Origin of the sequence: Methylocystis sp., assembly GCF_051061225.1 — a bacterium.
Taxonomy (GTDB): Bacteria; Pseudomonadota; Alphaproteobacteria; order Rhizobiales; family Beijerinckiaceae; genus Methylocystis.
Map to the genome: position 1 here is coordinate 1 of NZ_JBPFEB010000035.1, position 13,311 is coordinate 13,311.

The window sequence follows — 13,311 nt, forward strand, 5'->3', positions numbered from 1 at the left end:
GCGCAACGCCAATCCGCGTCCCTATAAATGGAAGGCGAAAGGCGAGGCTATCCTCGAAAAAATCCATCGGGCCCGCGCGGCGCTCGACAAAGCCCACGCCGCTTGAGTTTTTGGGCGGCAATTGAGAGTCAGGACACTAGAGGTCGGTCTCTTAGTTTTTTTCGACCGCGGCGCATCGGAAGAAAAATGAAGACATATCTCGCGGTATTGCTAGCGGTTGGAGGCCTATTAGCCCAATCTGCAGCAGCGCACCATTTGGACGAATATGATGCGCGCATTCGACTCGAGGCCGATTTACCCTCTGATTGGTTCAAATGTATGTCCGAGAAGGATTGCGATCTGGTATCTGTTCCCTGCCAGTCAGACCTCGCGGTAAATTCAAGTCATAAAGACCTAGCTCGAGAAGCGCTTATCAAACGCTACCCATTCTGTCTGGGAACGAGCCTGCATGACACGAAAGCTTCTTGCGAGAAACGTCAATGCGTCACCGAGGAGACAAAACCAACCGACGAGACCCAATGATCTCTGTTCTCCTGCATGCTGGCGGGCGCCCTCTTACTTTTCAGAATGCCGCGCGAAGCCGGATAGCAAATAAATTGACGGGACCCCTATCTAGATTGTGTGCAGGATTGACGATCAATTGGTAATCAAAAGTCGCGTCAAGGTTCTTTCCGAAGCCAAGCTTATAATAGGCTTCTAAATTTTTCTCGCCCCCATAGGTGAGGGCGCCGTCGTTAATGAACACGCCGGGACCACCAAGCGCCAGATAACGGACATGATCGCCCATAAGCCCGCTGAGCGCGCCCGCGACGCCGATCTCGTCGTCTTCGCGTCCCCAGGCCGTTCCGTCGGCCACGAGACCCGGCGAAAACGCCGCAACTATTGCAGGCGTTCTCATTTGCGAGGCCTGCGCCATCCCAGACATTGGACAGGCGTTTGTCTTTTACGGCTATCGCTTCGAAATCGTCTCTAAGTCATGCAACAGAATCACTGGCTTAAAGGTAACCTCGCACGAAGCAAAATGCTGGAGTCGTACCCCCTTTTCGGATACCGAAGCCCCCACGCCGTTGCGCGGCCTTCGCCAATTGAACGCAGCCCTTCCTTTGGTCGCGAAGGTCGAGGAACTACGATTTGACGATCGCCTCATCCGGGTAATTCTTCTAGAAGGGCATTGGTGGGTGTTCTGCGCTGACGCCGCCTTCGAAATCGACCGTTCTCTCGGGGCTGAGGGATTATTTGCCCAGGCCCCGGAAAGCGAACGCCGAATCACAAACACGGAGGTCGATCCGTGTGTGTATCTCGTATCAGCCGGCTATTTGCTTTTCCGGTTAGGCAGGAGCGAAACGAGCAATCATTACCGATTTCGGGCTTGGCTGCGTGCCTGGAAAACCGGGTGCGGTTTAAATTACCGCATCGATGTCGATTAGATCGCACGCTCCGCTTATCCGGCAAAAACTTCCGCCGGCCAGTCGTCGGGAAATGGAAAGGTGATCTTCTCCGGGCCCGAGCAAAACAGAATCTCGTCGCCAAGCCGCGCGGCACTCAGAATCCACTCTTTGCCGTCGACACTGACCGACATGCGCCCATCATCTGCATTTACTGAGGCGACGATAGATTTGGTGTTTGGAAACCTCAAGTGAAACTCTCGAATTAAGATTTGCTCGACGGACATCATCGCAACACCCTCCAATGGGGCTGACTTTCATTCTTCCATCTATGCTAGTTTTTCATCTTGGCTAGTGGCTTGGAAAGCCAGAGGGAAGCGTGTCGCTGGTTGTGTCGCTTAGATGGCCATCCACTACCGCGGGCCAAGCTGGGCCCCCCCTTCTTGGGCCTTGCTATGGCGATCAACGAGAGCGGCGCCGCTGAAGTCGAGCAGGAGGCGATCAACCCCGACGGCGGTAGTGTCGCCCGCCCGCAAAGTGTCCTGAGCCGATAGAGATGCTTGCGGACCGGCGGCGACCTTTGGAGCGGATCGGGAAAAGGTCTTTGATTAGTGACCTTGCAATATCCCACGGAGTATTTCCTCGACCGAGCGCGGGGAAATTCCGAAATCTTCAAAGCCGGCCATCTCTGGCGACGACACGTTATCGACCTGCATCAGTTCTATTTGATTGCAAGTGACGGGCGGGCTCGGGAGCATTTCCGCGAACCGAGCCAGTGTGCGCCAAGCGGCGAAAGGGATTGGAATTAACATGGGCCTGAGCTTGGCTTCGTGTGCAATAACCTTGAGTAGTTCCTCGTAGGTGTAGATGTGAGGACCGCCAAGCTCGAAGGTGGTTGCATTTAAGTCTGTCCGATGGAATGCCCTGGCAATTGCTTCCGCCACATCCTCCACATAGGCCGGCTGCAGCTTCGTGAGACCGCGCCCGAACATCGGATATATTGGAAGCCGGCGGAGGAGCTGGAGGATGGTGGTGAGGAAGGAGTCGTCCGGTCCGAACATCACCGCCGGGCGAATGAGAATTGCATCTGCGAACGCGGCCCGAACCGCCAACTCGCCTTCGCCACGCTTACGGATATAGAGCGAACGCGAGCGGGTGTCAGAGCCGATTCCTGAAACGTGGACGAGTCGCTCCACGCTGGCTCGGCTTGCGTGATCTGCTAATCGTTGAGCCGCCTCAACGTGGACGGAATGAAAGGTCTCACGGCCATGCTCGACGTATAGACTGACCGCATTCACGACACCGTAAGCGCCGGCAACTACTTTGGCGATTGACCGCTCGTCGCGTATGTCTGCCTCGACCGAGCAAAGTTGCGAATCAGCAAAACCCAACAACGGATGGCTCCGATCCGGATGCCTCGATGCAATCCGCACAGGAAACCCAGCCTTACGGAGATGCGAAACCACTTGGCGACCGAGAAACCCGGTTCCGCCGAATACGGCGATGGAGCGGTCCTCTGTGGTCGTCATGGTTCAGATTTGCCCTGCTTAAGTCATAGCAGCGCGCATCATACAAATATGGTGGGCTGCATCGCGCGCCAACTGCGCGCGCATTGTCGCATGGCCGTCAGCAAGGCTTGTAAAAACACCTCAGATGCCGCCTTGGAAGGTGGTGTCGGCATCTGCCGTACCGCTAGCACGGTAGTCGGAAAGATTATCCCGCGCAAATCGAAAGTGCTCAAATCTCGAGAAAACGGGGGCCGCTATCGCGTAACGAAACCAAAAATCGACAGGCGAGGAGACGTTCTTGAAGCGTCCACGCCCAATATTAGATTCGACGAATAAGGTGCGGGCTTGAGCGATGGCTAACATCCAAGAATTCAGCATGGCCGCCCCTGCGGCCGAAGAGTGGATCTCCGAGCTGGCGCAACGCCTCGGATGGCGCAACCGCGAGAAAGTTTTAGAAAGCCTTGTCGTGACGCTGCACGCGCTGCGTGACAGCCTCCGTGCGCACGAGGCGGTTTTCCTCGGCGACCACCTGACGCTTCTTCTGCGCGGGCTTTACTATGAGGGCTGGCGCATGTCCAAATACAGCGCGCTCAAGACCCGCGAAGCGTTCCTTGAACGGGTCCGGGAAGGCGTGCATTGCGATTCTGGCATTGACGCCGAATACGTGGCTCGCACCGTCCTTGCGCTGCTCGCCCAGCGCGTGCCGGCGGCCGAACTAGAAGATTTGCGCGCTGTGACGCCGAACTCCTTGCGAGCGTTGTGGCCAGCTTAAGCCCGATCCCTTCGACGGAGTGCTGGGCGCGCCTCGACCCGACCAGTCCAGGGCGTGGCTGCTTTAAACTCAAGCTCGCCTGAGGCCAGGTCAACCGACCGTGCGCTCGAGGCCCAGTGGCAGGCGACGGGAACCCCATTGCCCGCGCTGCGCCTCGAAGACGCCGGCGCGCGCCTACTCTCGGTCAACAGTAGAGCAGGGCGAGAGCGCCTTGCGCCTTGATAGGGATCGACGCTTCCAAGGGACTAAATTAGCCTGGCATGGAAAGGCCCCGTCGCGAGGGCCGCTGACGGGGCCGAACGACTTCGCCCAACGAAAATCTCGGAAATTCCCAGCTATTGGCAGGAACGCGGCGCGCTTGGCCTTCGCGTAACCGCGTCCTGCGCAGAAATGGGTTGTTGGTGTTCGCGTGCTTGGAATCTCTGCAACGAATTCCTCACAACGCCTGCGACCTTAGGCAGGTCGCCGTAAGACCCGGCGGCGTCAAGTCTTGCATGCTTCCCCCTCTTCAAAAGGAGTGGTTCCGGCTTATCGCGGCGATATTCGAGGTCCCGCTCGATCAAGGCTGAGCGCCTACCCGCCCTCGCCTGCGATTAACTAGATGCTGACTCCGAAAAATGCGTCGGTCCATTGGAAAATCGTCCGTTATCGCTCTTAAGAGCTGAGCGCCCGAGCGCCCGTGGCAAAAAGAGGAGCCTTTGGACGCAGTGCGTTTTTTGATGGGATGTGCAAACGGAAATATCAATGCTTACCGTAATCCAGAGGTACGCCTTTGCGCTGCGCCAGAATATAGGCCTCGAGCGCCTTCAGCCGCGGATCGTCGTCGGCGAAGGGCTTGCCACGAATGGGGTTCTCGATGCACCAATTGATCATGTCGCGAAGCAGGGCGACGCGGCCTAATTGGACCTGATATTTAGGATAGGTTTCCGGATGGGTATTGGCGCCGTCAGGATGGCACATATCGCAGGAGATAGCGTGGGTTCCGCCCAACGCCTTGGCGTCGTGGAAAATCCGTTTGCCCTCTGCAACCAGCTTGTCCGTCGACTCTTGCCAGATTTGCCTGTCACGATCCGTGAAGGCGCCGTAGGTTTGGAACTGGCTTTTCGGCGGGGTGGCGGGAGCAGTCGCGCGGCCCTCTGATTGCGGGGAGGGCAGCGTCATGCTCTGTGCGACAACCCATTCTGCATTCGGATGCTTGCCTCGCCATTTTTGCATAAGCGCGTCTGCAACCCGCTGCGCCTCTTCGCGCGTCATTGAATCGCCCGGTTTAACGCCCGGGACCTCAATCGAAGTCTCGCCGTCGCAGAGGCCGACAACGCGATTTCCGGCTTGCGGGATTGGAAGATTATGGCGGGGCGCTTCATCCCCGGCGAGGACGGGGCAGGCCGAAAGAATGCTGAGGGCAAGCCCGAGAGGGGTGGGTAGACGCACGTCTTAGTCTCCTTAGAAGATTTCCAGCGTCCTCCGCGGCGCGGAACGAGGGCGAGTTACCAGGCAAACTGTGCCGCTCCATGCTAATAGCTCGAAAGCGTCGTAGCCGGCGGGCGGTCTCGGGCGCCGTTCGATATGAGATAAGTCGAACGAATGGTGACGGGGTCGCGGTTCCACAAGTTGTAGACCTTGTCGATCATTCCCGAGGTGAGCACGTCGAGTTGGCCATCGCCGCAACCTTCGAAAGCATTGAAAGGATCGGCGCGGTTCATCTGGACTGTAAGCTTCGGGAGGCCCTCCGGGGCGTAAGGCCACGGCCAGGCTGTCGAAAGAAGCCCGTAGAAATTGATATTACCGATGCGATTGAGAAGGAGCTGGTGCGTATGACCGTGAATGACGGTCACCTTGTCGAATCTCGCCAAGATCGCCTGAACTTCGTCGGCGTCTTCCGTCCAGAAATTCCAGTTTCGGTAATATTTGTAGAGGGGCGAATGCGAAAAGACGACGACTGGCGTTTTCGTGTCGATTTTTGCGAGGTCTTGCTTCAGCCATTCTCGTCCTGCGGCGCCAACCTCGAAGCGCGACTGAACACCGTTATCTAGCCCGGCGACAGTCTGCATGCGTTCCATCGGCGTCATCCCGCGAGCGGTCCAGAAATCTTTCTCCTCGACGCTCATCAGCGTCACGAAATGCACCCCCTTGTGATCAAAGGAATATTGCGGCGCCCCGAAGAGAGCCCGCCACTGTTCGCCCATGTCGAGGAACCAGTCATGTTCGCCCACCATCATCTTCACGGGCGCCCTCAACTCTTTGAGTATCTGGGCGCCGAGGGCGAGTTCTTCCTTCTGGCCGAGCTGGGCCAGATCTCCGCCAAAAAGAACGAAGTCAGGTTGCGGATCGAGGGCGTTGACGTCCGCGACGGCCTTCAAGGCGGAGCGGACGAAGCGGTCATTGATATCCCGGGTGTAGAGATGCGTGTCCGAGATGTACGCAAAATTGAACCCAGGCGCGCCCGACTCCTCAGCGCCAGCCACCTCGACAAGCTGGAAGCTATGGGGAGCCAGAAGCCCTTTTGCCGCAGCGACGCCGGCGGAAGCGCCAGCCACCCGGAGAAAGCCGCGCCGCGACACCGCGCCAAGCCGCGTGAGACCTCTAAAAAGGGATTCTCGTTCCTCATAATGCTTGGTCTCAACGCTCTTGTGCCGGCTCGACATGGGCTCGTCTCCTAGAACGCGCCGATTGTTGCGGGGTTGCGTAGGTCCGGAACGGGTGCGGCGTCGCCGAGATCGCCCTTCTTGCCCAAGGCCACGTCAACATCGCGCTGTGACCGAGTGTTCTTGAGCGCTGTCTGCCGAGCCATCTCCGTCTTATTGAAAGCGGTGAATCGATCATCGGTGAGCGTAAAAAGAAAAGCGACAAGGTCGTCGATTTCGGCCTCGCTGAGCGCCAGACGTTCCATGCCCCCGTCAAGGAACGGATTGGGGACACCACCTTTGTTGTAATGGTCCATCACGTCCCAGAGAGTCGTCAGCGAGCCATCATGCATATAGGGTCCGGTCACGCCGATATTGCGCAACGTCTCACTCTTGAAAGCCCCAATATCGGCCTGGTTCTTGGTCACCAGGAAGCGGCCGAGTTCCGAATATTCGGTCTGTAATGCGAGTTCGTCGATCTGCTTGACGTCGCCGGTCTTGACGATGGCGAGCGCCTTTCGAGCCAGGTCGACAAAATTTTGCTTATGAGCCGCGATCCCGATGTTGTGGAACTTTTGGTCGGAAAAGAGGGGCGAAACCGAGTTGAAGGCGTGGCATGCGCTACAGCGCCCTTTGCCCTGGAACAACGCCCAGCCGCGCTTGGCCGACTCGCCGATCGCGTTCGGGTCGCCGGCCATAAAGTGATCAAAGGAAGCATTGCCGGAATATTGAGTGCGTTCGAATGCGGCGATCGCTTGCGCGATGTCGTCGTAGGTCGCCTCGCCCCCGAAGACAGATCTGAAGGCGGCGGTATACTCCGGGATTTTACGCACCTTGGCGACGACGTCATCGGGGCGTTTTTGACCCATCTCGATAGGATTGATGATCGGAAGCTTGGCTTGATCTTCGAGGGCCGGCGCTCGTCCATCCCAGAATTGAGATGCCTGAAACATGGCGTTCAGAACGGTCGGCGCGTTTCGCTGCCCAAGCTTTCCCTCAATCCCCGCCGAGGTTGCGGCGCCACGATGATCGGTGAAGCCTTTTGCCGGATCATGACAGGTCTCGCAGGCGACAGAGTCGTTCAAGGAAAGACGTTTATCTTTGAACAGCTTTTCGCCGAGAGAACTGAGCGCCGGTGTCGGTTCGCGGCCACGCGCGATGGCCGCCGCATATAACTCTGGGGAGACGCCGAGCGGAAGCGCCAAGGTCTTCGATGCCGACTGACTTTCGGCAGCCTTCACTGCTCCATCCCACACCTTAGCGCCGCCGGTTGAAAGTCCCGCAACAATGGCGGCGCCGATGATTGTGAGCGGTGGCTTTGTCATTGGCTTTCGCATCGTGATTTTTCCCCAACGCATATTGCGAGGTTCTGCGAGACGAAGGGGTTTCTGTGGGCTGTTTGAGCCCTGCCTCCTAAACGCTAACGCTATGGTTGACGTTCCGAAAGCGCGCGAGAATATGTTCGAGGCCCGACTTACCAAAAAGACGGTCCGCAGGGCCGTCGGCGTCTAATCACGTTTATCTGGTTCGATCTGTCTGGCCCGGGCCATTAGTTAGATGTCTCGATAGGCTGAACGCGTCCAAGGATGGGCGGAGCAAACCCTGCTGCCAATCACGCGCGACGTCCCACCGCGATCTTCCTCGCGGTCGCCGATAGTTCGAAGTGGTAGCGCGCCTCTCAATTCACCTTGATGTCGGCCTCGCGCCTTCGGCGATGGCGTTCGCTTGATCCTCGGCAATCTTCGTCAGCATCTGGTCAGCGGAGTATTCGGCGTCAAGCATTTCAGCAAGAAGGCGGGCGGCGTCAGGCCTTCCAAGGTCTTGCGCCCACTCGCGGAGAGCGCCAAAACGATTGATTTCATAATGTTCGATCGCCTGCGCAACGAAGATCACGGCCGCGTCGGACGCGTCTGTATCGCCGAATTCGGCGAGGATCGCTTCTCCTTCATCGACAATGCCGCTGATCGCTTTGCACGTAATCGATTTGGGCTTGGTGTCGAACATCTCGAAAACGTTCTCGATTCGTTGCACTTGCGCTTTTGTCTCATCCCGATGGGCCGTTAGCGCCGCCTGAAGGCCGGGCAGGGAAGCCGCTTGGGCAAGATTCCGCAGCGCCTTAATCGCGGCCTTTTCCGCCGAATAAATGTCCCCGAGCGCGTGGAGGAACAATCTCTCGAGGGGATTGGACGCCGTTTTGTTCGACGGATGTCGCCTTGCCATGGCGATCCTCTTGCGACAAGCCTTAACAATCCCGACACACACGCCACCCGTCTGCCCCACTCACCGTAAATGTCGTGGTCGGCGACTTCGTCAATGTAAAGCATTTCCGAACCTTTCGACGGTCCGCGGGTGTTGGCCGAAGCTGGCGATCGAAAATCATTACTGGACCCTCGACTTTCCGGGGCGTGGCCTTTTGAGCTCGCCGACCTTGACCCCAAAGCCCAAGAAGCGCCCCCTTCCGTCCCAGTCGAGTTTCGCGATACGCACACGCCACGACTTGAACGCCTCAGCATGGGCGCAGCCTTGGTGTCCTTGGTGTGTTGAGGGTCGTCGCCGTGCGTTTAACCACGGCGAGCGCCCGGTCCTTCGTTTCGGCGAGTTAGGCGCCTTGGACGATCGTGCGCACGCGACGTAAGGCCGAAAGGATACGGACGTCGATCGAGTTACTAGCCGATGACAAAAAGGCCCGAATTGCTTCGGGCCAAGTCTGGGAGGAAGAGTAAGAAGCGGGCCTGATTAAGCCACTCGCTCGATGAGGACAGACTTGCCCTGCTGCCGGACCTTGAACCTCATGCCATGGCGCTGGCCGAACATCTGGGCGGCACTGCGGATGCGGCTGAGTGAGACGCTATAATAACGCCAGGCGTCGCCGAGATTGAATTCACCGAAACCGTATTTTGCGCGCTTGTTGCTCTGCTCCATAGTGGGGTGCGTGCCTTTCTCGCTTTGGGAGGGTGTGCTGGGGATATATGAAGTTGAACTAATATATACAAGGGTTGCTCTTGCAGCGCCGCGGGGAATCTGGACACGACGACCGACGCCGTCCTTCATAAGGATATAGCTAAGGGCAAACCTTTGGGCGGCCATGTCCGAAGAAGGAGAGAGCGTCATGCGTGCGAACGCCGACGGTGCTTTGCAGGCTAGGCCTTCTCAAGTTTCTTGAGAGGCCATAAACTAGATCGTGCGCGGACGGATTCATTTGGTTTGAGAGGGGGAGCAGGGCGTGTCTCTACCTGTCTCAATGCGATCATGGCCGGCTGCGTTGACAACTTTCAACGGCGGCTGCCGCCAAGCCGCCGAAAGAGGGCGACGCTGCTAAGTGGCTAACTCGCGCTAATACAGGGAACCTAATGGGTTGCCGCCTGTTGCCCCCAAAGCTCCTTTTCCTCACGCGAAAGTTTCTGGTAAGCGGATTTCGCTTGATTGCGCAGCTCCTCGCCCTCTGGCGTCCCGCCTGCGCACCATGCTTCGAAAAGGAGACGCAGCGTTTCAATGAACCTGGCACGCCTCTCCGGCACATCGTTGCCACCTTCAGCTGCTTCCAGTATCTCCTCTACCCAAATGTAATGACTGCCTTCGTCTGCTGGGTTTACGTAAACTGGCGGGCAGGAAAAGTTTTTGGTCGTCTTGGCGATTAGGTTCATCGCCGCAACATAGTCCGTAAGCGCAGGCGCAAGCCCTGCCGACTTTGCGTGTGGGGCCAGAGCAACTCGATCACTTTGATCTTCCGGGATGGGGCAATGCAAGCCGAGCATTTCTGTCGCGACGCGCAGTAGCGCTCTGGGATCTGTGGGCTTAGCAAAGACCCTATCGACCCCCGCTGCGGTCATCTCTTCATAAAACGCAGGCGCGGTCGAACTCGTCAGCCCTAGGACAGGCAAATCCTTGAGGAGGGGGTGATTACGGAGGGCCGACAAGAAATCTCGTGCCTTACTATGAAGCATGTCCAGGTCGACGACAACTGCGTGCGGCAAGGTCTCGGTCAGATAATATTGCGAGACGAGATAGACCGCGGCCAAGCCATCTTCGACATGTTCGAGCTCGATCTCCAGCTTCAGATTGGAGCGCGCCTCCGCGACTGCCTGTTTGAAGGAAATCCCATAATGCGGATCAGTCTCGACCAGCAATACGCGACAGCCGCTTGTCTCTCCCTCTACGTGCGACATGCTACTCCCGTTTCTTCTTAAAAGCCGCATTTCTTTTATGAAGCGCCTGTCAAGATATTAGCAAGGGCCGCGTGACCGTCTTTTGACCCGGAGGAACAGGTAAAAGAGTGATAGCAGGGAAGACGCATGCACGCAGCCTTTCGGCTGTTCGTGTCGACCGAGAACGATCCGGGGGTAACTGGCTCGCTCCCTCGGCGGAGAAACCGGCAGTTGAATTGTCCCGATACTTGGCCATCGCCTCTCGGAACCGGCGCCGAGCTTTCTCTCGATCGCGGGCCGACAAACGACAACCGAGGCCTTTCTGCGCCAGTTTCTCAGCAAACCGCATGGGAAGATGCCCAATCCCCAGCTTGCCAATTTTGAGATCGACGAAGTGGTCGCCTATTTGTCGAGCCTGAAGCCAAAAAGGTAGCGCCTTACTAGGAAAAACGCGCGCCTCTACCTAGACTAGCCCGCGCGCGATCCGCCGTCTGCGGCAGCTTGTGATTTCCTTCGCGCGCAGGCGACGCGGATCGAATTTCGGATTGGCTAGGACAATTTCCCGCCATCGAGCCGGATTTCCATAGAGCTTGCCCGCGACGCTGCTGAGCGTGTCGCCGGCTCGGATCTTGTAGTTTCACGGCGGCGCGGCCTGCCGCCCGGCGCGCTTCCGTCGCCTTCTCTTCGGCCAGCGGCTGCGCGGTCGTCTTTCCAGTTGCGCTTTAGCGGCGTTACTGTTCCGAAGCTAGTTCCGATGGTGGCGCCCCGGACCAAGGGCCGACCGCTGCCTTAGAGGCTGTCTTTTGACTCAAGCTTGCCGATAACGCCGTTACCCCAGCAAGTCCGCCGAGCTGCATCGTTTCGATGGCCGTGCTCGGCACGATGACGATCGTGGCGTTTTCTTTCTTCAGCCCCTCGTAGAGCATGTTCATCGCCCGCAAATGGAAAGCGGTCGGATTATCGGCGTAAGTCTTCGCCGCCTCCCCGAATTTCTCGGCGATCTGGCGCTCCGAGTCGCCGAGGATGACGCGCGCCTGGCGTTCGCGCTCCGCTTGGGCCTGCATGGACATGGCGTCTTCCAAAGCCGACGGGATCAGCACGTCCTTCACCTCCACCGAGATAACGTTGATGCCCCAGGGCTCGGTCCTGACGTCGATAATCCGCCGGAGTTCAGCGCTGATTTTCTCGCGCCCCTCCAGCATATCCGAAAGCATGGTTTTGCCGATCACGTCGCGCAGCGCCGTCTGAGCCGCCCAGTTTATGGCGCTTTCATAGTCAGCCACGTCGAGCGCCGCCTTTTTGGGATCGACGACCTTCCAGAACAACACGGCGTCAACGTCGACCGGAACCGTATCCTTGGTAAGCGTTTTTTCTGCCTTGAACGCGGTGGTGATCACACGAATGTCGATCCAATAGGCTACGACGTCGATGATCGGAATGATGAGGAACAGCCCGGGGCCCTTGAGGGCGCTAAAGCGTCCGAGCCGCAGAACCACGACCCGCTCCCATTGGTTGGCAATCTTAATCGAGTAGGAGACGATCAAGGCTGCCATTACTGAGACGAGGGCAATCAGCGCGCTTTTGTGCGGGTCGCCAAGCTCGAGACTTGCGTAGGAAAGGCTCAAGCCGGCGCCCAGCAGCAATACGAAGATCAAGATAGGCAGGGCGTTGGAGTTTCTCATCTCGGTTCTCCTCCCGAACAGATCGGGCGCTATCGAGCCAATAGAACCGGCGCATGCTTGTGGCCGCGTTTATGCGATGCGGAAAGATGGCATCGACTGATGCCTGATTCTGAGCCGTGGCGCTGGGTCGATCAAGGAGCACGGAGGTAGGGCAGGCCGCTCAATGTCGAGACGCATGACCCATTAAGTATGGCAGAAATTCCAGCTAAGCTGGCGTCCTGCCTCAGACCGTGTGGGCCGGGGCAGGGTCCCGAGCCTTTCGACTCTTCGGCTGGCAGGCAGCTTCCGCGAGATCAGGGGTTCCGAGGCTGCATGCAACGCCTGCTGAATGTCCCTTCCAATATCCGCCTGGGTTTAAAGCCAGACTGAGATCCGCACCAGACTCTCGCTGATCCCGTATCGCTCCTCTCGTGAATAAGTTGCGTGGGTCATGTTTGGCCGGGTGCTGAACTGAGGTTTGGGCGTCTCCCAGGCTGACGGCGCGGCGCGCCAACGCCGGACTGTTGATGAAACGCGCGGCGGCCTCTTTCCCCTCGCGCAGTTCAATCAGGAGCAGACCGCCAAACGCGGACATTTGGCAAGTCGCCAGATCGTGGAATTTCGACTTCTCGAGGCCTGGATAAAAAGCCGCGCCCTATGATACCCCCCGCTTGTGAACACAGCAGGTTACTTAGGCCAGCCTCAGGGCGGAGCCATTAAGCCATCTCAGAACTCGCGGTTATGATAGCCCCTCTCTCATTTCCCACTGCGGTTTCGGTCGCGGGCGTTGCTAGTTCTGAACGTCGCGTCTAGTCGATTTCCGAAGCTTTGGAAGGAGGCATCTACGTCAAATGCGACCTGAGCCATACCGGCCTTCAGCCGTGCAAATAAGCCAGACCCCTCTGCGTTTAATGCCAGTAATCTCTTTTCCCATGCATCGTATCGTTCTTGCATCTCAGAGACTCTTCCCCGCATCTCGATCAACTCAAGCTCGTTTGCGGGGCCTGCTTTTCGGCGAGCTTCGAAGATGCGTTCGGCAAGAAGGTCCAGACGGCTCTCGAGACCCGGATACAAACCTAGAGGGTGTTATGCACCTTGGAGCATGAATTCTGCGGCGCGCTTGAGCATGAGACATGCGAAGGCGACGACGTGGAGGCCTGCGAGGGTCTGAGCATAGCGCTCGTAATCTTTGACGAGCCGCCTGCATCGTGTCGCC

12 protein-coding genes and 2 pseudogenes are annotated in these 13,311 nt (G+C 57.8%); 1 reads left to right on the plus strand and 13 read right to left on the minus strand.

Annotated features, from left to right (window positions below):
* Positions 1–562: 562 nt before the first annotated feature.
* The 4 genes from ACR652_RS07790 to ACR652_RS07805 form a co-directional block, all read right to left on the minus strand.
* Positions 563–925 carry a carbohydrate porin gene (locus tag ACR652_RS07790; protein WP_434505951.1) on the minus strand — a complete coding sequence of 121 codons (363 nt, stop codon included), beginning with the start codon at positions 923–925 and terminating at the stop codon, positions 563–565.
* Between the two features lie 516 nt (positions 926–1,441).
* Positions 1,442–1,675, minus strand: a complete 234-nt coding sequence (locus ACR652_RS07795; RefSeq protein WP_434505952.1) for a hypothetical protein — start codon at positions 1,673–1,675, stop codon at positions 1,442–1,444.
* Positions 1,676–1,993: 318 nt separating this feature from the next.
* Positions 1,994–2,914: a complex I NDUFA9 subunit family protein gene (locus tag ACR652_RS07800; protein ID WP_434505953.1), complete on the minus strand. Its 921-nt coding sequence runs from the start codon at positions 2,912–2,914 to the stop codon at positions 1,994–1,996.
* Between the two features lie 120 nt (positions 2,915–3,034).
* On the minus strand, positions 3,035–3,271 hold the full coding sequence (locus ACR652_RS07805) for a hypothetical protein (RefSeq protein ID WP_434505954.1): 237 nt from the start codon (positions 3,269–3,271) through the stop codon (positions 3,035–3,037).
* On the opposite strand from ACR652_RS07805, the gene ACR652_RS07810 reads away from it, so the two are divergent.
* Positions 3,270–3,665, plus strand: coding sequence for a DUF2267 domain-containing protein (locus tag ACR652_RS07810; RefSeq protein WP_434505955.1), 396 nt, complete (start codon positions 3,270–3,272; stop codon positions 3,663–3,665). The genes ACR652_RS07805 and ACR652_RS07810 overlap by 2 nt on opposite strands.
* Before the next feature lie 741 nt (positions 3,666–4,406).
* Here the strand turns inward: ACR652_RS07810 and ACR652_RS07815 are convergent.
* The 9 genes and pseudogenes from ACR652_RS07815 to ACR652_RS07855 all read right to left on the minus strand — a co-directional run.
* A complete protein-coding gene (locus tag ACR652_RS07815) occupies positions 4,407–5,096 on the minus strand; it encodes a c-type cytochrome (RefSeq protein WP_434505956.1) in 690 nt (229 codons plus the stop codon).
* Positions 5,097–5,179: 83 nt separating this feature from the next.
* Positions 5,180–6,310, minus strand: a complete 1,131-nt coding sequence (locus tag ACR652_RS07820; RefSeq protein WP_434505957.1) for a metallophosphoesterase family protein — start codon at positions 6,308–6,310, stop codon at positions 5,180–5,182.
* An 11-nt stretch (positions 6,311–6,321) separates the two neighbouring features.
* On the minus strand, positions 6,322–7,614 hold the full coding sequence (locus tag ACR652_RS07825) for a cytochrome-c peroxidase (protein WP_434505958.1): 1,293 nt from the start codon (positions 7,612–7,614) through the stop codon (positions 6,322–6,324).
* A gap of 358 nt (positions 7,615–7,972) precedes the next feature.
* On the minus strand, positions 7,973–8,458 hold the full coding sequence (locus tag ACR652_RS07830; protein WP_434505959.1) for a ferritin-like domain-containing protein: 486 nt from the start codon (positions 8,456–8,458) through the stop codon (positions 7,973–7,975).
* 567 nt (positions 8,459–9,025) lie between these two features.
* Positions 9,026–9,400: a hypothetical protein gene (locus ACR652_RS07835; RefSeq protein WP_434505960.1), complete on the minus strand. Its 375-nt coding sequence runs from the start codon at positions 9,398–9,400 to the stop codon at positions 9,026–9,028.
* A gap of 236 nt (positions 9,401–9,636) precedes the next feature.
* A complete protein-coding gene (locus ACR652_RS07840; protein ID WP_434505961.1) occupies positions 9,637–10,455 on the minus strand; it encodes a response regulator in 819 nt (272 codons plus the stop codon).
* A 710-nt stretch (positions 10,456–11,165) separates the two neighbouring features.
* Complete coding sequence (locus ACR652_RS07845) at positions 11,166–12,116, minus strand: slipin family protein (protein WP_434505962.1); 951 nt, start codon at positions 12,114–12,116, stop codon at positions 11,166–11,168.
* Between the two features lie 223 nt (positions 12,117–12,339).
* A pseudogene (locus ACR652_RS07850) lies at positions 12,340–12,729 on the minus strand (hypothetical protein); the annotation flags it as partial.
* A gap of 452 nt (positions 12,730–13,181) precedes the next feature.
* Positions 13,182–13,311: pseudogene (locus ACR652_RS07855) on the minus strand (IS5/IS1182 family transposase); the annotation flags it as partial.